This window comes from Thiorhodovibrio winogradskyi, assembly GCF_036208045.1.
Taxonomy (GTDB): Bacteria; Pseudomonadota; Gammaproteobacteria; order Chromatiales; family Chromatiaceae; genus Thiorhodovibrio; species Thiorhodovibrio winogradskyi.
In genome coordinates this window covers 1,918,531-1,940,189 of sequence record NZ_CP121472.1, presented here as the reverse complement: position 1 = coordinate 1,940,189, position 21,659 = coordinate 1,918,531, and the positions used below count along the sequence as shown (strand labels likewise).

The window sequence follows — 21,659 nt, the reverse complement described above, 5'->3', positions numbered from 1 at the left end:
ACATTTACAGCCTCTGAAGCAGCTCCGGCGTCGGCCAGGCATCGGCCGGGAAATCACGACGGAGTTGCTCGGCGCGCACGGCGGCGCGGGTTTTGGCACCCAGAATTCCGTCGATTTTGCCGACATCGTGGCCAAGGTCTTTAAGCTTGCGCTGGAGCTGCTTCATCTGCTCGCTTGACAGACCGGGATCCGGGGTGCGCGGATTAACCTTCTCCGCGCCGGCCAAGCGGGTTGCGAAGTAGGCGGCCGTGGTGGCGTAGGTCAGGGACTGGTTCCATTGCAGAAACACATCCATGTTCGGATAGGCCAGAAAAGCCGGGCCATGACGTCCCATGGGCAGCAGCAGCGCGGCGGGCAGTTCGGCCCTGGCGATGCCATCGGCCAACAGCGGGGAGCCATCGGCCGCGCGCACGCCGAGTTCCGCCCAGCGCTCGCGTGGCAGGCGGTTGTAGAGCCCCACCTCGGCCCAGGGCAGTTGCTCGGGGATCCGGACTTCTTCCAGCCAGAGTTCGCCGGCGCGCCAGCCGAGATCTTGCAGCAGACGCGCGGCGGTCAGAATCACATCCGCCTTGGAGGCGCGCAGATCGACTCGGCCGTCGCCATCGCCATCGGTGCCCAAGCGCAGATAATCCGACGGCAGCAGCTGAATCTGGCCGATTTCTCCCGCCCAGGCACCTTTGAGGTCGGCCGCGGCAAGATCGCCATGGTCGAGCAGCTCCAACGCCGCCAGCAGTTGCTCGCGAAACAAGGCCGAGCGGCGGCAGTCGTGCGCCAAGGTCGCCAAAGCGCGCAGGGTATCGAAATCCCCCAGCACCTGGCCATAGTCGGTCTCCAGCCCCCAGAAGGCGGTAATAACCGGACCCGGCACGCCGTATTCTTCCTTGGCCTGGGTGAAGGTGCTGGCCCAATCGCGCAGATGCTCGTGCCCAAGACGCAGGCGATAGGCATTGACCATGCGCCCGGCGAAGGTGAGCCAGTCTTGGGTGAAAACGGCCTGGGAGCGGTCATGCGCCAGCACTCTGGGATCTGGCGACAAAGACGCCAGCAGCGCTAGGGCTTGCTCGCTACGCCCCTGGGCGCGGGCTTCGGCGGCGACAGCGGCCAACCAGTCCGCGAAAGGCCCGCCACAAGAGACCAGTACAGGCGCTTGCACCCATTCCGATTCTGACTTTGGCTCCGGCTCCTGTTTCGGCTCCCGCGCTTGAGTTGGCGACAGCGAGAACAGCAGCGCCAGCGTGACGGCAAAGGGCAACAGCCGCTGGGAACTCCCGAGAGGTTTCTTTCGGGGATGCTTTACGCTCATTGACCACCTATCTTGGCGTCGCGATAAAAGCCGACCTCGGTCACGCACAGCTCGGCGGTCATCGCGCGGCCGATGGCCACCAGCCCGAGCCGCTTGAGCCGCGTGAGATCCAGGGGCTGGTCCAAACGATGGGGGACGAAATCGGCAAAGGGCAGCCGCACCAGGGTCCAGTTGGGGGTGCTCGCGAAACCGGCGCGGTAGGACTGCCAGGGCAGGCGTGTCGCGAAGGTTTTCAGATGCAGGCTGTAGTCCGCGCCATTGCCGCGCTGGATGAGCCAAACGCCGGCATGGCCACTGGCATCGAGCGGGCCATCGGCGGCCAGATCCAGATTGATTTGCGCGAAGCCGCCATTGTTCTCCAGACTGACCTCGCCTTCCAGACAGAGGGCATCGCGGCCATCGCTGTGGATGCGGTGCATGCGCGCGCTTGAAACGCCACCCATGACCTGATCGCTCACGGCACGCCAGGAGGTGCCGAGTCGCGAGTGTGTAGGATCGCGAAAATCGTCGATCAGCCAGCCATCAACCGGGCGCTCCAGCCCAGCCTCTGGCGCACCACCGGATACTCCGGCGCTCGCTCCCCGTTCATCCGCCATGACAACCTCCCACGCCAACAGGGCTACAATAAGCCAAAACCAAAGTCCAACGCTGGCAGACCTGGAGCCGGCGCGCCCTGCTCCCGACTGACAACAGCCGCTGACCAAGTCGTCATGCGCTCTCTCCTTTGCCAACCAACCCACTGAGTTCACCTCCTGATTATGTCTCAAGCTTCCACTCCCCCGTCATTGTTTCAGCGCCTGCGCCACAGCCTCAAGGGCCACCGTGGCGAGTATCTGGTGGCGATCCAATTCGCGCTGATTCTCATCTTCGCGATCATGCCAGCCTGGCGTCCGGGCGTCGATAGCGCGCTGCTCGCGACCCTGCAACCCTGGCTGCTCGTGCTGGTGATTCCCGCCAGTGTAGCGGCCGTGTTGTTCGCCGGTTTCGGCTCGCTGCACATTCGCGAGTACCTAACCCCCTTGCCCTACCCGGTTGATCACAGTCAACTGGTGCAGACGGGCGTTTACAGTATCGTGCGCCATCCGCTCTACTCGAGCCAGCTCTTTGCCGCCTTTGCCTGGACGCTCTACAATCTCAGTCTGTCGCATCTGCTGGTGCTGATCGCCGGCTTTGTCTTTTTCGATTATAAGGCGAACAAAGAGGAAGCCTGGCTTACTGAGCGCCACCCGGACTATCCCGGTTACGCCCAGCGGGTGCGGAAATTCGTGCCCTGGGTTTACTAAGCACTGAGTGCGAATCAACTCACCACACCACCGCCGGCCCTGACCGCCGCACCGCCCGGCCCTGGTCCGGCAGCCGGGCGCTGACGCCCTGGCTGACCTCCACCGCATCGCCTTCACCAAGCCGCCCCAAGGCCAGAGACTCAAGATGTCCGCAATCGATCCGGTCACCGCGACGGCCTTGGCTGCCGCATCCGGCGACGCCAGCGAGCCGTCGACCCTGCTCGATCATTACCTGCCCTTGCCGAGCAGCTTCGACGAGATGCGCGCGGGTGACGGTCGCCTGCGCCCGCACTGGCAGTATATGCTCGAATCCCTGCGCACCCTGGGACCCAACAGCATTGCCGCGCGCTCGCGGGAGGCCCGTCGGCTGGTGCGCGACAATGGCGTGACCTACAACGTCTATGGCGATCCGCGCGGCATGTCGCGCCCCTGGGAGCTGGATCCCATCCCGCTGTTGGTGCGCGGCGACGAATGGGCCGAGCTTGAGCGCGGACTCATCCAGCGCGCCGAGTTGCTGAACCAGATCCTGGTCGATCTCCACGGGCCGCGCCAGTTGGTGCGCAAGGGGTTGATCCCGCCCGAGCTGATCGATGGCTACCCGGGCTATTTGCTGCCCTGTGTCGGCGCCGAGGTTGCCGACAACCAGCCGCTGGTGCTCCATGGCGCGGACCTGACCCGCGACGGCCAGGGGCGCTGGTATGTGCTCGATGACCGTGCCCAGAGCCCCTCCGGCGCCGGCTATGCGTTGGAAAATCGCGTGGTGCTCTCGCGCGTGCTGCCAAGTCTGTTCCGTGACTCCCATGTGCATCGCCTGGCCGGCTTTTTCCGCGCCGTGCGCCGCGCGCTCGGGCGACTGGCGCCCGGGGAGCCGGACGAGGCGCGCATCGCCCTGATGACCCCGGGACCGAGCAACGAGGCCTATTTCGAGCACGCCTATCTGGCGAACTATCTCGGCTACGGCCTGGTGCAGGGCAGCGATCTGTCGGTACGCGACGGCGCGCTCTGGCTGCGCACCCTGGGACGCCTCGAACGCATCGATGCCCTCATCCGCCGGGTGGACGATCTTTGGTGCGATCCGCTCGAACTGCGCGAGGATTCCCTGCTCGGCGTGCCCGGCCTGCTGGCGGCGGTGCGCGCTGGCAATTTAACCGTGGCCAACGCCCTGGGCAGCGGCGTGCTGGAGCATCCCGGCCTGTTTTCCTTGCTGCCGCGGCTGTGCCAGCATCTGCTCGGCGAGGAACTGCTGCTGCCGCAGCGGGACACTTGGTGGTGCGGTGATCCCGAGGCACGCGAGCGGGTGATTGAGCGCATCGACCAAGTCGCCATCCGCCAGACCGGCGGTCTCGGCAGCCCGCGCGGCTGGCTGGGCAAGGAGCTGGAAGGCGCGGAGCGCGATGCGCTGATCATGGCCATTCGCGCCGAGCCCGCGTTCTTTGTCGCCCAGGAGGTGACCAAACCCTCCACCACGCCGGCCTATATCGAGGGCCGTCTGCAACCGCGGCCCTTTGTGCTGCGCTCTTTCCTGGTGGCCGATCAGGACGGCTATGTGGTCATGCCCGGGGGCCTGAGCCGGGTGGCGCTCAATCAAAGCACGCCCATTGTTTCCAACCAGCTTGGCGGTCTGGGCAAGGACACCTGGGTGCTGGCCACCGAGCCCGAACGCCAGGAGAGCCTGGTGGTGCCAGGCGAGCGCGGCAGGCCGGCCGTGGTGCAGGAAAGCGAGGTCTCGAGCCGGGTCGCCGACAATCTGTTTTGGATTGGCCGCTACACCGAGCGCGCCGAGGGGCTGGTGCGGCTGCTGCGGGTCACGCTCATCAAGCTCGGGGACAGATTCAATTTCGCGCCCGAGGTCAACAATTCCTGCTGTCTGAATCTGCTGCTGCAGGCGCTGACCTACCAAAGCCAAACCTACCCGGGCTTTGTCGGCGACGGCGCCGAGCAGCGTCTCGCCCAACCCACCGAGGAAATGCTCTCGCTCATCACCAATGCCGAGCGCGCCGGCGCCCTGCCGCAAACCCTGCAGGCCCTGGGACAGGCGGCCTGGTCGGTGCGCGATCGCCTCTCGAACGACACCTGGCGGGTGGTCAACGCTATTGAAAAAAGCCTGCACGCACTCACTGAACATCAACCCCAGGCGCTCAATGGGGTGTTGGATGTGCTCGACCCCCTGGTGACCTTCCTAGTCGCTTTCGCCGCGCTGACCAATGAGAACATGACCCACAACGAAGGCTGGCATTTTCTGGAGGCTGGTCGCCGGCTCGAGCGCGGGCGTGACATCGCCGCCCTGCTGCGCGCCACCCTGGTCGCCGTGAGCGGCGAACCGGACGAGACCCTGACCATCGAGGCCGTGCTGGGCGTGACCGACAGCCTGATCACCTACCGCCGCCGCTACCGCGCCGGCACCCGGGTTGGCGCCCTGCTGGACCTGGTCTTTCAGGACGAAACCAATCCGCGCTCCCTGGCCTATCAGCTGGTGCAATTGCAGCAGCTTGTCGATGACATGCCGCGCACCCAGAATCAGCCCCTACGCAGTCAGGCGCAAAAAATCATGCTACGCCTGGTCACTGACCTGCGCCTGGCGGAACTCGATCAACTCAGCCAGGCCGCGCCGGCGGTGGATGACGCGCCCGCGCGCCGCGAGGCGCTCAATCGCCTGCTGACCAGTATCGAGACTGGCCTAGGCGGACTCTCCAACGCGCTCACGGCGCAATACTTCCGCCACGAAGAACAGCCGCATTACCTCATTGATCCGCGCGGCAACCAGGAACCGCCCAGGCCCGGGAGCCGCGCATGAAATATCGCGTCAGTCATGTCACCCGCTATGCCTATGCGGCGCCTGTGTCCCTGTGCCATAGCGTGGCGCATCTCAAACCCAGGCCCATGAATCATCAGCGCGTGATCAATACCAGCTTGCGGGTCACGCCCTGGCCCTCGGTCACGCGCGAACATCAGGATTTTTTCGGCAACAGGGTGAGCTACTTCTCGCTGCAGCAATCCCATTCGATGCTCGAGATCAGCGCCACCAGCGAGGTGGAAGTCACCATCCCGGCGCTACCCGCCGCGGATGCCGACCCGCCCTGGGACAGCGTGCCCAAGCGCCTGCGCGAGACCCCTGATGCCAAGCATCTGGCGGCGCGCGCCTTCACCCTGCCCTCGCCCGCCATCGCCCAGCAACCGGATGCGGTTGCCTTCGCCCGCGCCAGCTTCCCGCCCGGTCGGCCGCTGTTCGACGCCACCCGCGAGCTGGTCAATCGCATCTTCAGCGACTTCGAATATGACCCGAGCTTCACCACCATCGCCACGCCCATCAGCGAGGTGCTCGCCCACCGACGCGGCGTTTGTCAGGACTTTGCCCATCTTGGCATCGCCGCGTTGCGCGGCCTGGGGCTGGCCGCGCGCTATGTCAGCGGATATCTCGAAACCCTGCCGCCGCCGGGGCAGCCCAAATTGCGCGGTGCCGACGCATCCCATGCCTGGTTCTCGCTGTTCGTGCCCGGTCATGGCTGGGTGGATTTCGACCCGACCAACGACAGCTTGATCGGCGAGCAGCACATCACCACCGCCATCGGCCGTGACTACCAGGATGTCACGCCTGTGCGCGGCGTGTTTTACGGCGGTGGCGAGCACGAACTCACGGTCGCGGTGGATGTTGATCGCATCCTGCCCGCGGACGGCGCCTGCTAATGCTTGTTTCCATCCAAGATCAACCCGAGATGTCACTCGCGAGGCATCCGTTCGAATACCAGTTTCGCGTCGCGTTACACGACACCGACGCCGCGCGGCGACTCTTTTTCGGCCATCTGTTTCGCCACCTGCACGACGCCTATGAGCTTTGGATGGAGGCACTTGGCTTTCCCATTGATACACTCATCCGACAAGGCGAGATCCTGCTGCCACTCATCCACGCCGAGGCCGACTACCGCGCGCCGATGCACCACGGCGAGCGCATCCGCGTCCAACTCACGCTGAGTCAGCGCGAAGCGACCCGTTTTACCCTCGCTTACCGGTGCCTGAACGACAGCGACATCCTTGCCGCGACGGGAATCACCCGCCACTGTTGCATTGACCCGGAGCGGCAAAAACCCACCACTTTGCCAGAGGATCTTGCACAGGCACTCACATGCGCGATGCCAGCAACCCATCGCGCACACCCGGGGTCCCGCACCCCAGACCCAGACCCAAGCCCAAGTCCCGACAAAACCAAGACCAAGGGAGCCCCTTCGATGAGCGAGCAAATCGAGAAGACTGACGACCAATGGCGGGAGGAACTGACCCCGGAGCAATTCCGGGTATGCCGGCGGCAGGGCACGGAACCGGCATTCACCGGCGCCTTCTGGGATAACAAAGACGCCGGGCGCTATGCCTGCGTCGCCTGCGGCGCGCGGCTGTTTGATTCAACACAGAAATTTGACTCAGGCACTGGCTGGCCGAGCTTTTTTGACGCCATCGACCAGGACGCGGTGGCCACACGCCAAGACCATAGCCACGGCATGCTGCGTACCGAGGTCCATTGCCGAAGTTGCGGCTCCCATCTCGGGCACCTGTTCCCGGATGGCCCGGCACCGACCGGGCTGCGTTATTGCATTAACTCGGTTTCCCTGCACTTCGAGCCGGCCAAAAAAAACCCATAGGCCAGCAGGCATCGAGGCAGCTGGCATCAAGGCCCTTGGCCAGAGGTTAGCTAAAGCTTTCCTTGTTCTGGGCTTTCGCACGTGCATCGTGCTTTTTGAGCAGTCCTTTACGGACAAGCTCTTGCAAGCACTGATCGAGCGTCTGCATGCCATGGGCTTGACCGGTCTGGATGGCCGAGTACATTTGCGCGACCTTATCCTCGCGAATCAAGTTGCGGATGGCCGGGGTGCCAATCATTATCTCGTGGGCTGCAATCCGGCCACCATTGGGCTTTTTGAGCAAGGTCTGGGAGATGACCGAGCGCAAGGATTCCGAGAGCATGGAACGCACCATGGTCTTCTCGGCAGCCGGGAAGACATCCACGATACGGTCAATCGTCTTGGCCGCCGAACTGGTGTGCAGGGTGCCAAACACCAGGTGGCCGGTTTCCGCTGCCGTCAGCGCCAGCCGAATGGTCTCGAGATCACGCATTTCGCCAACCAGAACAATGTCCGGATCCTGACGCAGGGCCGAACGCAATGCCTCGCTAAAGCCCAGGGTATCCCGATGCACTTCGCGCTGGTTGATCAGACAACGTCGGCTGGTGTGGACAAACTCAATCGGATCCTCAATGGTCAGGATATGTTCGTAGCGATTCTTGTTGAGATAATCAATCATTGCCGCGAGGGTGGTCGACTTACCTGAACCCGTCGGTCCAGTGACCAGAACCAGCCCACGTGGGACCTCGACGATTTCCTTGAAGATGGCCGGCGCGTCCAACTCCTCGAGCGTCAGCACTTGCGAGGGAATGGTGCGGAACACGGCCGCGGCCCCGCGCTTCTGGTTGTAGGCATTGACACGAAAGCGCGCCACTCCTGGAATCTCAAAGGAAAAGTCTGTTTCCAGGAACTCTTCGTAGTCCTTGCGCTGCTTGTCGTTCATGATGTCGTAGACCAACCCATGAACAGCGCGATGCTCAAGCGGTGCCACGTTGATCCGGCGCATGTCGCCATCGACGCGAATCATCGGCGGCAAACCCGCGGACAGGTGCAGGTCCGATGCTTTGTTTTTTACGCTGAATGCCAGAAGCTCGGCAATGTCCATCTGGATCTCCGCTGCTGCGCTACAAAAAACCCGGGGTGAAACAGTGCCGGCTGGCCAGACAGCACGAGACCGCGTTCAACCCATCTGCTTTTGGATTCTAGCCTGCCCGCCGCGAATCTGCCGGAGTAGATGACTGGGTTGCCGCGCGACTGTGAGCGAGTTCCCCATTTTCGAGCGCGACGGCCTTGGCAAGAACTTGCTCTTCCATGCGCCGGGCAAACTCCTCCACTTGGGCGCGAATTCCCAAATCCGCGATGCCAAGCATTTTCGCCGCCAGCAATCCGGCATTGCGCGCGCCATTGATGGCCACGGTCGCCACCGGCACGCCAGCAGGCATTTGCACAATGGAGAGTAGCGAGTCCTGTCCACTGAGTACCGAGGTTTTAACTGGAACCCCGATGACCGGCAGCGGTGTCATGGCGGCAGTCATGCCAGGGAGATGGGCTGCTCCGCCGGCACCGGCAATAATGACCTCAAGGCCACGCTGGCTTGCTGTGGTCGCGTAGTCGTACAAGCGCCGTGGAGTGCGATGCGCGGAGACGATGGTAAGCTCGAACGCAATACCAAACTCGGCGAGCAAGTCCGCCGCGGCCTGCATGACCGCCAGATCCGAATCGCTGCCCATGATGATGCCGACTCTCGGCCGGGCTGACTGAACTCCAGTCATGGATGATCCTCTCCGGTGATCTCGATGAGCTCGCGAACCCGTTTCGCCTTGCGCAGTGCCTGTTCGAGATCGGTATCCAGCACCGTCACATGACCCATTTTTCGATAGGGACGGGTCGCGGCCTTGCCATAAATATGCACTGACACGCCAGGAATGGCCAGCGCCGCCCGCAGACCTCTGATCACCGGGCGACCATGGTGCCCGGGCGCGCCGAGCAGATTCACCATGGCCGCTGGACACAGCAGATCGGTCGCGCCCAGGGGCAAGCCGGCGATGGCACGCAGATGCTGCTCGAATTGATCGGTCATGCAAGCCTCAATGGTGTAATGGCCAGAGTTATGGGTGCGGGGTGCCACTTCGTTGACCAAAAGATCGCCACTCGCGGCGAGAAACAGTTCAATGCCAAAAATCCCCACACCGTCGAGCGCCTGGACAGTGCGCACCGCTAGCTGCTGGGCCGACGCCGCGATACCGGGGTCGATCCGCGCGGGAGCTAGCAGCCAATCAAGGATGTTCTGCTCCGGGCGCACACGCATTTCCACCACCGGATAGCAGCGACAGTCGCCGTCTCGCCCACGCGCGACCATCACCGCAAGTTCCTTGATTGTTGGCACAAAGCGCTCGATCAGGGAGGGCAGAGGTAAATGACCGTCAAACTCCCCGGGCCCACGCAGCACGGCGACACCACGGCCGTCATAACCGCCACGTCTGGCCTTTTGCACCAATGGGTAGCCGAATTCAGCGCAGAGCGCGGCATCGGGCTCAGGCATGGCAAGAAAGTCCGCCACCGGGATACCAGCCGCGGCAAGCACCTCTTTTTGGCGCAGCTTGTCCTGCACCACCGCAAGCAACCGCGGGTGCGGAAAGATGGGCCGTCCCTCGCGACTGAGTTCGGTCAGGATGTCGCTATTGATATCTTCAAGATCGAAGGTGGTCAGATCGCACGACTCAGCCAGTTCCCGCAGCGCGGCGGCGTCTTGATAGTTGGCGACGATCTGATGCCCTGATACCTGCCCGGCTGGAGAATTAGGGGTGGGATCAAGCACCGTGCAGGTACAGCCAATCTGCTTGGCCGCCTTTACCAGCATGCGCCCGAGCTGGCCACCACCGATGATGCCAATGCGCGCGACCGGGTAGCGAAAGATATCCTGATCCATGGCGCCCCTCATGAGATGACTCCAGTGGGGATAGCGGAAGAGGTTGCCACGGCTGCGGGGAGTCCTGACACGCGCCTTAAGGCCGCCATTGCTTCATCGAGTTGAGCCCGGATATCGGGTTCACTGGCAATGGCGAAATCAAGAAAGGTCCGCGCAACCAGCGACAGCTCGCGTGATCGCGAATAGACGATGTGCCAACGCCGCCGAATAGGGAAACCCTCCACATCCAGCACCGCGAAGCGCCCACCGCCGCTTTCGAGCCGCACCGAGTGCAACGATAGTGCCGAGATGCCCAAGCCGCCAAGAATGGCATGCTTGATGGTTTCGCTGCTGCCAAGCTGCATACGCACACGAGGCTCGACGCCTGACCTGGCGAAGTGCCCGAGAACCGCATCACGCACACCTGAGCCGGGCTCGCGCAGCAGCAGATCCTCATCAGCCAGACGGCTCATGGGAATCCCGGGCTGTCCAACCAGCGGATGATCGCTACGCGCGATCATCACCAGCGGATTGGGTGCAAAAGGCACGGCCTCCACCTCTTGCCCGAAGTCGTGGTGTTGGCCCATGACATAGAGATCGTCATCCTGAGCACAGAGCCGCTCGAGAAGTTGATCGCGATTGGTGACATTCAGGGACACATCAATGCCGGTGTAGCGCTGGCAGAACGCCCCCAGAATCTCCGGCGCGACATAGGTCGCCGTCGTCATGACGCCCAAGCGCAACCGGCCACGCCGCAGACCTTTGAGATCCGCTAGCTTGGTTTCAAGGTTGGCGAGGCCGTTTAGGATGTCGCGGCAGGCCGCGTAAACCTCGCGTCCAGCGTCGGTTGGCTCAACTGTGCGCCCGACATGATGAAACAGTGGTGTGCCGATGGATTCCGCGAGCTTTTTGATTTGCATCGACACCGTCGGCTGTGTGAGAAACAGCTCTTCGGCGGCACGGGTAAAGCTCCCGAGCCGCACAATGGCCTCGAGCAACTGGAGTTGGCGTAGAGTGCAGTGGCGAACCAGATAATCGGCACCCGAGCTCCCCGGATCCTGATCCGACAGCCCAGCTTTGGTCGTGCATTTTAGCGCCATCAGAGACGCCACGAGCCCGTTGGCAAGCGATTGTGCACGCAAGGAAAAATCAGTCTGGCCACACCCGAGTGCTGGTACTGAAAACATCCTCGCGCATGGGATCGAGCAGCGGACCCAAGGTTGACACTGAACCGGAAGACACGCCAGTGCCGCGGGTCGACGAAGAGGATTTGCGACGCCCGCTCCCCGCGCCCGCCTTGGTCGTGCTGTTGCTTGCAGATGTATCAGTCGAGGCAGTCGGGGTCTCAGTGTTCTCGGACATGGCAAACACCTCTCAGGGCGCGGCTTGCGCTCGCGCATGGAAGGGAATCAAGATTTCACGCAGGATGGCGACCTGCTCGTTAGGCCTGATCGCGCTAAGGTCGGATAACTATCGTTCAGGACGGATCAAGCAATCGATCAATGCGCCCGGCGAATACCAGGGCATCGGGGCTCAGCGCGCCTGTGTTCTCGTCGGCAAATAGCGTCATGTTCACGTAGGTCCGACCGAAGCTGAGATTTGGGTACAGATCCATTTCCTCGGATAGACCCCCTGCCCGCTCCAAAAAAACTCTGGTCGCCTCATAGTCTGGGAACTCCAGTCGTCGCTCCAGGCGCATCGGGCGTTCCCGCCGGACCCAGCCCTCTCGACGCGGAGCCTCACTGGGTTCGCGCCCAGAACCATTCTCAAAACGGGTCTCAGAAGTAGGCGCGGTCATTCCATCCCTTTGTTTCAAATCCGCTTAAGCTTTTCAGCCATGCGTCAACTTCCTCGGCATGGGCGATTTCGTCGTTTAGCAATCCCTGAAAAAACTCGGCACTTTCACCGTCATCGATACTTTGACAAAACCGGGTTGCCTCGTCATAGAGCGCAACGATCTCGGCCTCAAGCACCGCATTTTGCCTGAGCAGACCGACCAGGTTGCCGGCCAGGGTGACTGGGCGCAACTGCGAGGAGTTCGGCACAACCCCGACACCCAGCATACGCTTGACGATGCGCTCGGCATGGCGCATCTCCTCGACCGTTTCGTGACGAAAACGATCCGCTGCCTCGCGCAGCCCCCAGACATCCGCCAGGTTGGCCTGAGTCATGTACTGCTGCACCGCTGAGTACTCCAGACTCAGTGCGCGCCCAAGATACCCGAGAGTGCGGGGGTGAACCCTTGGCTGTTGCATCATCTGTAGACTAAGGTAAATATTTGATGTGCCGAGTTAATGTGCTGGGCGGCCGGTCGCGACAAAACATCAGCGCCACCAAGCCGGAACACTCGGTAGAGTTGTCGCGCTCAGTGCGCTGGCGGGCTTATCGTCCTGAGAAGCCCGCCAGCGCAGCGGCCGAAACCAAACTCACTTTGGGCTGGCGTTGAATTCCGATGAAGATCAGGACGCCGCTGGTCCGCCAGTTGGCAGCACAGGCTCAACTTCACGATGCGGACGTGCAATGATGTGTGCCGCGACCAAACCGTCGCCGACGCGTTCGCAAGCATCGGCACCAGCACGCACGGCAGCATTCACGGCGCCGGTCTCACCACGCACCAGCACGGTCACATAGCCGCCACCAACGAATTCCCGACCGATCAGACGCACTTCCGCCGCCTTGGTCATCGCATCCGCCGCCTCAATCGCAGGAACCAGACCGCGCGTCTCGATCATGCCAAGCGCAATACCCATGGTTTCGTTCGCCATTGTGTTTCTCCGTCTATCTACGCTAAAAAAGAAAAGCAAAAAGGTTGCGGCCATCAACCGCCTATCAGCGGGCCCCTAGCGACGTTGTTGCCCGCTCGACTCCAAAACCGACTCCACCTCCGCGTGCGGACGCGCGATGATGTGAGCGGCCACCAAGCCATCGCCCACGCGCTCGCAGGCATCCGCGCCGGCGCGCACAGCGGCATTTACAGCGCCGGTCTCGCCACGCACCAGCACGGTGACATAGCCACCGCCAACAAATTCGCGCCCGATCAGCCGCACCTCGGCGGCTTTGGTCATCGCATCGGCCGCTTCGATCGCTGGCACAAGACCACGGGTCTCGATCATGCCCAGCGCGATACCGTAGTTCTCGCCTGCCATATCAATGTCTCCTCATTTCAACTCGCCCGAGGCGCGATCAGTTTCATTCGGTTTGCCTAAGACGCGACTGTCGCCGATACCGGGATCACTTCAGTTTCCCAGTCATCGATAATTCCACCGATGGTCAGATCGGTCAGAATTTTTGCGTCCCCCATCGCATAGCGACCGGCTGAGCCGTTCACTGTGAATACCCAATTCCCGGGCCGCACGCCGACCGGATCGGTCGCGACCTGTAGCTTGCCTTTGGCATCGCGCAACACCCGCAGGCTGCAATGGTCCAAACCGGACACTCGCAGCGTGCAAACTAGCGTACCGACTACCTGAAAAATATCCATGCGCCAGTCACCCAACCCGCGCCGCCGGTTCAGGTCTCCGGTTGCCAGTTATCAATGATACCGACGATGGTCAGATCGCTTGGATATTCCTTGCTGCCAGCAGCCTCGCGCGCCGCCGAACTGCCAACGCAAATGACCCAGTCGCCCGGCATGGCTCCAACCGCGTCAACCGCGACCATCTTGCTGCTGCCGTCAAGCACCACCTGCAGATGCTTGTGCTCGAAGCCCGAAATCCGATTGGTCGACACCAATGGCTTGAGAACCTGACAAATTTTCATGACAGTTCGCTCCGCGCTCAGTGCGCCGCCGCGCTCTGGGACTGAAGCGAACAGCCAACGACCTCGATTGGCGCGCCAGCATCGCAGTCACGCACGGCACGCAAACAGTGCAGCAGCCCATCGGCGCACAGCTTGGGGTAGCGCGCCTTGAGCGCGCCGGCGATGCGCTCGCAATGTTCAATGGCCCGTTCACGCGCCCCTGGCACGCCACCGTGGTAGTCGTAACGCACGATCACCGGCACTGGCAGTCCGCGGCTGACATTGAGCCCGGAGAAAATCTTGATGCCGACGTCCATATCGGCCGCGCCTTCCTCGACCGTCGCCAGATAGGCAAAATATGTCAGGTTGCGCAGTTGAATTTCCTCGAAACCGATGCCTGCACCAATGAAGCGCTCGGCATGACCGATGTCGGCATAACCACCCTGATGGTAGACGCGCACATAATCAATTTGCGACATATTGTTTTCTATCAGTCGCGCGATCAGCCGCAGCATCCCCTCGGCCGGCGACTCGCCACCGCATGCGCGCGAATGTTCGGCGGCGTGAGCACGCACCAGCTCCAAAATATGTCCTCGCGCCTGCTCCGGGGCCATGCCGCGTGTCATCTCGTAGAGCTTCTGGCCATCGACCCAACGCGTCAGGTCGATGTGACTGTCGCGGTCAGGCACATGCACGCGGATAGCGTCAGTGTCCGTGTCCAGACCAATCAAGAGCAAATCCACCGAGGCACCACAGCAATAGGTATTCTCAATCGCCTGCTGGAAAGCCTGCAGGCGTTCCAGCCCGGCGCGCGCGGCCAGTTCATCATCGGAACCATGGGCCGCGCAGCCCTGGTGCGAGGGGTCAACCGAGCTGAAGTGGTACATGACCGTCTTCAGGTATCGGGTTGGCGCATCGGCCGTGTTTGGGCGCCCCTCGCGGAAGCGCATGAGTTCAGTCTCGGCCCATTTCTGCACGGTGTTCTCGACATCGAACAGCGAGCCAGCATAGGACTTGCGTCGCACGCCCGCATAGGGCAGACGCAGCACATAGCTGATAGCATGGGCCAGGCGTCCGTCCGCGCAGGGGGTGACATCAAGCAGATGAAACCCACAGCCCTGCAGAAAAGCATCAAATCCTTGCTGATCCCGCCCCCTGAGCGGATCATGGGTGTAGAACTCATCGCTGATGCGGCGATAGGTCTTGAACACCGACATCGCGAACAGCCGCCGCATGTCCAGCCCACTCACCCAAGCGTTAGTGATCTCCTCCCGCGGCAGTTCATAACCCAGTTCCGCGCGGATCAACTCAAGCGCCCGCTCTTCGAAGCGCGGCTCGCACTGCATGGCCGCGACCTCTTTGAGCACGGGCACAATGCGATCAAAAGACTCCTTGACCCGAGATTCATAGTCGAACAAACGCGCATTGGCACTGGCATCCGTGAGCGGGTGCAGGCGCTGGTTGAACAGCTGCGCTCGCCTGTCCAGATCAGTGCCCTGATCACTCACCTGATCACTCACCAGGACCGTCCTGGCGCCGCGGCCGCGAGCCCCGGCAAAGCCACCCGGGGGCGCTGGGCGCTGACTAGTCTTGAGTTTTCGCACTGTACGCACGCTCGGCGAAGGCACCTTTGTCGCGCGCTTCACCGCCACGGACGAACGCTCGCGCGCTGATGCCGCGCGTCTGGCCGCTTCCTGTGCCGCGCGACCGCGCGGTGTCGCGCCGGCCTGTTCCACTGAGATTTGATCCCCATTGGGTTGGTCGGCGTCTACCACCGAGACTGCTCCAGCCGATAGTGGGCGAAAAGCCGAGGTTTTTTCACCTGAGCGCATGCTTCGACTGGTCCGCGTATCCGATCCCCTGCCAACGGGAGCCTTTGCTGGAGCGGCAAGCCCGAGCGAACGCGGCGATTGACGTTGGCGACCTAACATCTTGGCATGATTCCGTTAGCCTGACCCACAACCGGACTCAGCCGCGAGCTCCGCCAGAGTAGGTAATCAGCGAGCCGCGGTCGGTACTGCCGCTGCTGCCGGTGACACGACTGACAGGGACGGGGGTCTCCTCGTTACGTTTGCGCTCCGGCGGCTGCATGGCCGACATTGGACCCGGACGGGTCGGATTGCGGCCCTTTGCCCAGGCGCCTTCGGTTCCAGTGACGCGCTCGCCCCTTTCCCAGTCGTCACCAGTGATCTTCAGCCCGGCGGACTGGCCTTCCCCGGTCACTCGGTTACCGCTTGGTGTCGCCGGCTTACCCTCGGGAACAACCGCTCTAGCCTCCGCGCGCCGCCCATGACTGCCGGCGCCGAAGCGAAACTCCTCGGTGCCAGTGATCTTTCCCGTCGCCATGCCGAAGGGTCCAGTAATACGTCCGCCACCCTCGCTATTAGTGCCAGTCACGGCGCCAGTGCGAGCCGCACGCTGATGATCGGCCTGACGCGCTGGTGAATTCACACTGAATTGCTGCCAGGGCGCGCCGGTTAGCGCTTGCGGAAAGTCGGGCTCATCGGGCGTTGCCGCCAGTGCGCCAGCGCCAATCTGCATCGGGCCCCCATCCGCGCAGGCTGCTGCCTGTTGATCAGCACCGTGATAAGGCGTGCCCGTCAGAGGTTCACAGGCACCACGGCGATCACCCGTCATTGCGCCGCCAATACCAGGCCCACGGCCGGTCATGCCGGCACCGCGTCGCGCCATGGGCAGCATGCGCTCGCGCGCGGCCTGGGCCGCCGCGGGCGCGCAATACTCAGCCACTTGCTCCATGCCGGCGTAGGGCGTGCCAGTCACCGCCTTGCAAGTACCGGGCTCATCGCCTGTCACCCGCCCGGAACGGCCAGTCTGAGTGCCTGAAACGCGCTTTCCGAGCGCCGTGAGCGACTCCCCAACTTTGGACGCTTCCGGCTCCGGGCGGGTGTTGCAAAAGGTCTCGAACTGCTCGCTGGAGAGGTACTCATCACCCGTCACCGAGCGACAACTGCCAGGCTCGTCTCCAGTGACCTGAGCCGAGCGGCCGACCAGTGTGCCAGTCACCCGACCACCAGCTAGCGTGGAAGAAACAGCCACCTTTGGCGGAACCCTGGATCCGGCCTGCTGACCCATTCTCTCCGCAACAGCCTTTTTGGCCGGAACATTTCTCTGAGAGGGAGCGACCGCCGAGCGACCGCCGCCCTGATGTGCTGGAATGCCCTCGGCAATGCTCTGCACGTTGGTGTACTGAGTGCCCGTGGTTTTGACGCCGGCGCCCTGTTCGTCGCCGGTGACCCGAACCGAACTTTCAGCCGCCGAATGACCAACGTAGGGCCGACCTACCATGGTGCCAGAGACCGACTGCCCGCCCTGCGTAGCGGTCAAGCCGGTGCGACGGCCGCTGCTTCTGCTCGCATCGGATCCGCTTAAACCGGATCCGGCACGAATATCACAAAAGGCCTCGAAATGGGCCGGGGAGAGATACTCGGTTCCGGTCACACGCTCGCAGCTACCGGGTTCGTCGCCTGTCACCCGGCTGGAGCGACCGACCTCATTACCGGTGATGCGGTTGCCGAGCGCCGAGGGGCTCACACCAACCTTGGGCACATTGCGCGGCGGCTCGCTGTGGCAGAATTCACGGAAAATATCCGCGCCCATGTATTCAGTACCAGTAACAGCACGGCAGGTGCTAGGCTCGTCACCCGTTGTTTTAACACTGCGACCAACCCGGGTGCCGGTCACCGTCTGACCGGCCGCCGTCTCGCTCACGCCGACCTTCCAGTACTGATCCTCGGCACCGCGCGCCGTGGCGTTGGGCCGTATGCGACCAGCGGGCGCGGATTTGCGCTCACCCGCGCCACCACTATGACTGCGCTGCGCCCGCACCCGCTGGGATAATTCCCGACCTGACAGCTTGGGATTGGCCTGGCGCGCCAGACTGGCCGCGGACGTGGGTGCATTGGTGGCCGCCTTGCCGCGCCCGGACTGAGCCGCGCGGCGGGCGAGTGACAGCATGCGCCCGGTTGGTTTCGTGCCCAGGCCGTTGTCACGGCGGCTAAGGCGCGAGCCATTGCCCGGCTTGCTACCAAGACGAGCGCCGGCACCGATACGCGCGCTGCCGTTGCCAGGTTTGACGTCGGCTTTGGCGGACAGTTGCCCGAGGGTCTGCTCAGCGACCGAATGCCTTTGTTGCGGACTCGGCGCGGCGGATGCCCCTGCTCGTGCCGGATTGCTTGGCTGCGCGGCGGACTGTTGCGCGAGCACGTCAGCGCGCACCCGATCCCCTGCCTTGACCGCGCGTCGACCCTGTCGCGACAGGGCTTCGCGCCGGGCGCGTGCCACTGACGCCCGACCCGCTGGCGGCCTGGTGCGCGCCCCGCTTGCCCGGGGTGTCGGGTTTTGCGTTGGCCGCGACCACCCGAAACTCGGTTCCGGGATTGCCGCGGGGATTGCCGCGGGGGTTGCCGCGACAGGCGCCGCTGGCCGCCGCGCGCCACCTGCGGGGGCAGCCGAGGGAGCGACAGAGTGGGAGGCACCAGAATTGGCCCGCTGACGCGCTGAATCACCGCGACTGCGCTCGGCGGCTGCCGAATGAGCTTTCGACTTGCCGCCGGTGGAGAGTGCGCGGCGTCGGGCGAGTGCGGCCTCGCGACCGCTCGTTTTCAGGTTCGCTTTGCTAGCCATCGTGGTATCCGTTATCTGTGTCTGCGATTCCAGAGCATTCTTCGAGGCATTCTTTGAACCAAACCCTGGTCCAAACTGGAAGCCATCTTTAGATCCAGTGTGTGATCCAGTTTGGGAGCCACTGTTCGATTCAATCGTCAGGCTCAAATAAGGCCCCGACGGGCGTTCATCCGGCGTTGTCAGTACACCTCCGGCGAGGTGCTCGAACATCGGGTACGCGGAGATCGACATCGGCGGTCTTCGGGTTCCGGCGATGGCAGGGGTTTAGCACCACGTGCCACCGACCAGACCGGAACAATCCGCTGCGCGGCGGATCAGCCTCGTCCCTGGAAGACCACGAAGCAGGAGCCCTGGCTCTGGGTATAGTTGTCGTATCCGGTGAGACGCACATGATGATCCGGATAGGCCCGATGGCAGGACTCAAGCTCATTGACCACATTGGCCAGTTCGGTCTCGCCGAAGAAGGGCAGTTTCCACATGGTCCAGTAGTCCTTCATGGAGTTGCTGGGGTGGACGTGCTCGATCGCTGGTGTCCAGCCTTGGGCGATGATGTAAGCGATCTGATCGTAGATCTCGTCCTGGGTCAGGGGTGGCAGAAAACCGAAAGTCTCGAGGGTTTGTTTGGTCTGATAATCGCCTTGAACGCTCTGGAAAGGCATGGCTTGCATCCTCTGAAAAATGGGGTCAGCGGCTAAGGGTTCGCGGCCAGTGCGCGGCTACCCAAGGCCAAGAGGCCAATAAGGGAGTCCCGCGCACTGAACATCGGTGGGGCCGGGGATAAAAATCAGTTCAAATCGAGCTTGTCGACGGTATCGAACTCGAACTTGATTTCCTTCCAGGTCTCCATCGCGATTGCCAGCTCGGGGCTGTGACGCGCGGCCTCGGTCATGATCTCACGGGATTCTTTCTCCAGCTCGCGGCCCTCGTTGCGGGCCTTGACGCAAGCCTCGACAGCGACACGGTTGGCCGCGGCACCAGCCGCGTTGCCCCAGGGGTGACCCTGAGTACCACCACCGAACTGCAGCACGGAATCGTCGCCAAAAATGGTGACCAGCGCCGGCATGTGCCACACATGGATACCACCGGAGGCAACGGCGAAGACGCCCGGCATGGAGCCCCAGTCCTGATCGAAGAAGATACCGCGCGAGCGATCCTCGGGCACGAAGGATTCGCGCAGCTGGTCGACATAACCCAGGGTGGAGGCACGGTCACCCTCAAGCTTGCCGACCACTGTGCCGGTATGCAGATGGTCACCGCCAGAGAGGCGCAGGCACTTGGCCAACACGCGGAAATGGATGCCGTGCTTCGGATGGCGGTCGATGACCGCATGCATGGCGCGGTGGATGTGCAGCAGGACACCGTTCTTACGGCACCAGTGCGCCAGACCCGTATTGGCCGTGAAGCCACCGGTCAGGAAGTCGTGCATGATGATGGGGACGCCGCATTCCTTGGCGAATTCGGCGCGCTCGTACATGTCCTCGGGCGTGGCGGCGGTAACATTGAGATAATGCCCCTTTCGCTCGCCGGTCTCCTGCTGGGCGGACTGAATGGCCTCGCCGACGAATTCAAAGCGGTTCTGCCAGCGCATGAAGGGCTGGGAATTGACGTTCTCGTCGTCCTTGGTGAAGTCCAGACCGCCACGCAGGCACTCATAGACCGCACGACCGTAGTTCTTGGCCGAGAGACCGAGCTTCGGCTTGATGGTCGCGCCGAGCAGCGGGCGGCCATATTTGTTCATTTTGTCGCGCTCGACCTGGATACCGTTGGGCGGTCCCATGCAGGTCTTGACGTAGGCGATGGGGAAGCGGATATCTTCCAAGCGCAGGTGGCGCAACGCCTTGAAACCAAATACGTTACCGACCAGCGAGGTCAGCACGTTAACAATGGAGCCTTCCTCGAACAGATCGATCGGGTAGGCGATAAAGGCATAAAATGATTCGCTATCGCCTGGAACATCCTCGATGCGGTAGGCGCGACCCTTGTAATATTCCATGTCAGTCAGCAGTTCCGACCAAACGGTACTCCAGGTGCCGGTGGATGACTCGGCGGCGACGGCGGCGGCAACTTCCTCGCGCGGTACGCCGGGCTGACCGGTGCACTTGAAGCAGGCGAGAAGGTCGGTGTCGAGAGGGACGTAGTCGGGCGTCCAGTACATGTCCCGGTATTCTTTTACACCGGCGTCGTAGGTTTTTACGCTCATGCTCAGCTCCTGTGGTCTGTTTGCGTCTGCTTCGGCCTGCCGACGCCTCAAATCCGAACAATCGAAATTGGGAATCGAATCGGAACAAGGATAGCCGGCCGCTGACTTAAACGAAAATCGATTCTCCTGATGCGATCGATAGACGATTGCTGATGTCAGCAGCCGGCGGGGAATCGGTTTCAATACGGCCGGGAACTTTAACCGAATCGACACGTCCAGACAATGCTTTTCGGTCGCTGCGGCTCATCGACCCTCTGCCAGGCACGCGAATTCTTGGTTTCCGCCAACGGCTTGACAGCCCCATTTAGCCGCCGGCAAGCTTCTGCATTGGTGACCAAGAGGTGGTGACCAAGAGGCAGGTGGCAAACACCACCCGCCAGCCTGTCACCAACGCACCTGTCAAAGAGTCGTTTAGCCGCCTGATCGCGTCCCGGAGCGCCCGCCATGAGTCAAGTCCGTCACCCCAAGACCGGCAAACCCATCGACACCCAAAAGCTCGACCGCATTGTCGCCAGCGCGCGGCGCGCCAGCGACGAGCGCGCCGCCGGCTATCGCGCCCAGGCGCTCAAGCTTTACCCCTGGGTGTGCGGGCGCTGCAGCCGGGAGTTCAGTCAGCAGAACCTGCGCGAGTTGACCGTCCATCACAAGGACATGGACCACGACAACAACCCGCCCGACGGTAGCAACTGGGAGTTGCTCTGCCTTTACTGCCACGACAACGAGCATCAGAAATTCGAGGAACATCTGGCCGTGCTGGCCGCCGGCCGCTCCCCGACGCCGGGCGGAACACAAAGCAGAACACAGGGCGGAATCCAGCCGCCAAGTACCCACCGCCCCTTCGACGCATTGGCCGGCCTGCTCAAAAATCCCCAAGCAAGCGGTGATTAGGCTGGTTGCACCTCCCCCGATCAACGCGCAAACGACCAGCAGCTAGTAAGTTCTTGGCTAAACTGCGCGCAACCCCAGCAAAAGC

23 protein-coding genes and 1 pseudogene are annotated in these 21,659 nt (G+C 62.6%); 7 read left to right on the top strand and 17 right to left on the bottom strand.

Annotated elements, in window-relative coordinates:
* Positions 1-4: 4 nt before the first annotated feature.
* Both Thiowin_RS08705 and Thiowin_RS08700 read right to left on the bottom strand, forming a co-directional pair.
* The gene (locus Thiowin_RS08705; RefSeq protein WP_328987338.1) at positions 5-1,303 is read right to left on the bottom strand and encodes a lytic murein transglycosylase; all 1,299 of its coding nucleotides are present in this window, start codon (positions 1,301-1,303) and stop codon (positions 5-7) included.
* Positions 1,300-1,899 carry a CIA30 family protein gene (locus Thiowin_RS08700; RefSeq protein ID WP_328987337.1) on the bottom strand — a complete coding sequence of 200 codons (600 nt, stop codon included), beginning with the start codon at positions 1,897-1,899 and terminating at the stop codon, positions 1,300-1,302. Before Thiowin_RS08700 ends, Thiowin_RS08705 begins: the two co-directional genes overlap by 4 nt.
* A gap of 162 nt (positions 1,900-2,061) precedes the next feature.
* Between Thiowin_RS08700 and Thiowin_RS08695 the strand changes: the two genes are divergently transcribed.
* The 5 genes and pseudogenes from Thiowin_RS08695 (at position 2,062) to msrB (ending at position 7,217) form a co-directional block, all read left to right on the top strand.
* On the top strand, positions 2,062-2,586 hold the full coding sequence (locus Thiowin_RS08695) for a methyltransferase family protein (RefSeq protein WP_328987336.1): 525 nt from the start codon (positions 2,062-2,064) through the stop codon (positions 2,584-2,586).
* Between the two features lie 145 nt (positions 2,587-2,731).
* On the top strand, positions 2,732-5,380 hold the full coding sequence (locus Thiowin_RS08690; RefSeq protein WP_328987335.1) for a circularly permuted type 2 ATP-grasp protein: 2,649 nt from the start codon (positions 2,732-2,734) through the stop codon (positions 5,378-5,380).
* Entirely contained in the window at positions 5,377-6,270 is an 894-nt protein-coding gene (locus tag Thiowin_RS08685) for a transglutaminase family protein (RefSeq protein ID WP_328987334.1), read from the top strand. The genes Thiowin_RS08690 and Thiowin_RS08685 overlap by 4 nt, the downstream gene beginning before the upstream one ends.
* A pseudogene (locus Thiowin_RS08680) lies at positions 6,270-6,644 on the top strand (acyl-CoA thioesterase); the annotation flags it as partial. The gene Thiowin_RS08685 and the pseudogene Thiowin_RS08680, both read left to right, overlap by 1 nt.
* Before the next feature lie 165 nt (positions 6,645-6,809).
* Positions 6,810-7,217: a peptide-methionine (R)-S-oxide reductase MsrB gene (gene msrB / locus Thiowin_RS08675; protein WP_328988043.1), complete on the top strand. Its 408-nt coding sequence runs from the start codon at positions 6,810-6,812 to the stop codon at positions 7,215-7,217.
* A gap of 46 nt (positions 7,218-7,263) precedes the next feature.
* Here the strand turns inward: msrB and Thiowin_RS08670 are convergent, their stop codons facing one another.
* The 12 genes from Thiowin_RS08670 to Thiowin_RS08615 form a co-directional block, all read right to left on the bottom strand.
* On the bottom strand, positions 7,264-8,301 hold the full coding sequence (locus tag Thiowin_RS08670; RefSeq protein WP_328987333.1) for a type IV pilus twitching motility protein PilT: 1,038 nt from the start codon (positions 8,299-8,301) through the stop codon (positions 7,264-7,266).
* Between the two features lie 97 nt (positions 8,302-8,398).
* Positions 8,399-8,968 (bottom strand): 5-(carboxyamino)imidazole ribonucleotide mutase, encoded by a 570-nt coding sequence (gene purE / locus Thiowin_RS08665; RefSeq protein WP_328987332.1) that lies wholly within the window; start codon positions 8,966-8,968, stop codon positions 8,399-8,401.
* Positions 8,965-10,125, bottom strand: a complete 1,161-nt coding sequence (locus Thiowin_RS08660; RefSeq protein ID WP_328987331.1) for a 5-(carboxyamino)imidazole ribonucleotide synthase — start codon at positions 10,123-10,125, stop codon at positions 8,965-8,967. The genes purE and Thiowin_RS08660 overlap by 4 nt, the downstream gene beginning before the upstream one ends.
* A gap of 8 nt (positions 10,126-10,133) precedes the next feature.
* A complete protein-coding gene (locus Thiowin_RS08655; RefSeq protein ID WP_328987330.1) occupies positions 10,134-11,204 on the bottom strand; it encodes a LysR family transcriptional regulator in 1,071 nt (356 codons plus the stop codon).
* A gap of 49 nt (positions 11,205-11,253) precedes the next feature.
* Positions 11,254-11,466, bottom strand: a complete 213-nt coding sequence (locus Thiowin_RS08650; protein WP_328987329.1) for a hypothetical protein — start codon at positions 11,464-11,466, stop codon at positions 11,254-11,256.
* A 115-nt stretch (positions 11,467-11,581) separates the two neighbouring features.
* A complete protein-coding gene (locus Thiowin_RS08645; protein ID WP_408034182.1) occupies positions 11,582-11,803 on the bottom strand; it encodes a hypothetical protein in 222 nt (73 codons plus the stop codon).
* Positions 11,804-11,882: 79 nt separating this feature from the next.
* On the bottom strand, positions 11,883-12,275 hold the full coding sequence (locus Thiowin_RS08640) for a ferritin-like domain-containing protein (RefSeq protein ID WP_408034181.1): 393 nt from the start codon (positions 12,273-12,275) through the stop codon (positions 11,883-11,885).
* Between the two features lie 288 nt (positions 12,276-12,563).
* Positions 12,564-12,869, bottom strand: a complete 306-nt coding sequence (locus Thiowin_RS08635) for a BMC domain-containing protein (protein WP_328987325.1) — start codon at positions 12,867-12,869, stop codon at positions 12,564-12,566.
* Positions 12,870-12,944: 75 nt separating this feature from the next.
* Positions 12,945-13,250, bottom strand: a complete 306-nt coding sequence (locus tag Thiowin_RS08630; RefSeq protein ID WP_328987324.1) for a BMC domain-containing protein — start codon at positions 13,248-13,250, stop codon at positions 12,945-12,947.
* A 56-nt stretch (positions 13,251-13,306) separates the two neighbouring features.
* Entirely contained in the window at positions 13,307-13,585 is a 279-nt protein-coding gene (locus Thiowin_RS08625; protein WP_328987323.1) for a carboxysome peptide B, read from the bottom strand.
* A gap of 29 nt (positions 13,586-13,614) precedes the next feature.
* Entirely contained in the window at positions 13,615-13,863 is a 249-nt protein-coding gene (locus Thiowin_RS08620) for a carboxysome peptide A (protein ID WP_328987322.1), read from the bottom strand.
* 17 nt (positions 13,864-13,880) lie between these two features.
* Positions 13,881-15,362 (bottom strand): carboxysome shell carbonic anhydrase, encoded by a 1,482-nt coding sequence (locus Thiowin_RS08615; protein WP_328987321.1) that lies wholly within the window; start codon positions 15,360-15,362, stop codon positions 13,881-13,883.
* 70 nt (positions 15,363-15,432) lie between these two features.
* Between Thiowin_RS08615 and Thiowin_RS08610 the strand changes: the two genes are divergently transcribed.
* Positions 15,433-15,588, top strand: coding sequence for a hypothetical protein (locus Thiowin_RS08610; RefSeq protein WP_328987320.1), 156 nt, complete (start codon positions 15,433-15,435; stop codon positions 15,586-15,588).
* A 222-nt stretch (positions 15,589-15,810) separates the two neighbouring features.
* Here Thiowin_RS08610 and Thiowin_RS08605 read toward each other — a convergent pair whose 3' ends face one another.
* The 3 genes from Thiowin_RS08605 to Thiowin_RS08595 all read right to left on the bottom strand — a co-directional run bounded on the left by Thiowin_RS08605 (position 15,811) and on the right by Thiowin_RS08595 (position 20,686).
* A complete protein-coding gene (locus Thiowin_RS08605; RefSeq protein WP_328987319.1) occupies positions 15,811-18,486 on the bottom strand; it encodes a CsoS2 family carboxysome shell protein in 2,676 nt (891 codons plus the stop codon).
* A gap of 314 nt (positions 18,487-18,800) precedes the next feature.
* Positions 18,801-19,145, bottom strand: a complete 345-nt coding sequence (locus Thiowin_RS08600) for a ribulose bisphosphate carboxylase small subunit (RefSeq protein ID WP_200280762.1) — start codon at positions 19,143-19,145, stop codon at positions 18,801-18,803.
* A 125-nt stretch (positions 19,146-19,270) separates the two neighbouring features.
* Positions 19,271-20,686: a form I ribulose bisphosphate carboxylase large subunit gene (locus Thiowin_RS08595; RefSeq protein WP_328987318.1), complete on the bottom strand. Its 1,416-nt coding sequence runs from the start codon at positions 20,684-20,686 to the stop codon at positions 19,271-19,273.
* A gap of 444 nt (positions 20,687-21,130) precedes the next feature.
* On the opposite strand from Thiowin_RS08595, the gene Thiowin_RS08590 reads away from it, so the two are divergent.
* A complete protein-coding gene (locus tag Thiowin_RS08590; protein ID WP_328987317.1) occupies positions 21,131-21,574 on the top strand; it encodes a YajD family HNH nuclease in 444 nt (147 codons plus the stop codon).
* The last annotated feature ends 85 nt before the right edge of the window (positions 21,575-21,659 follow it).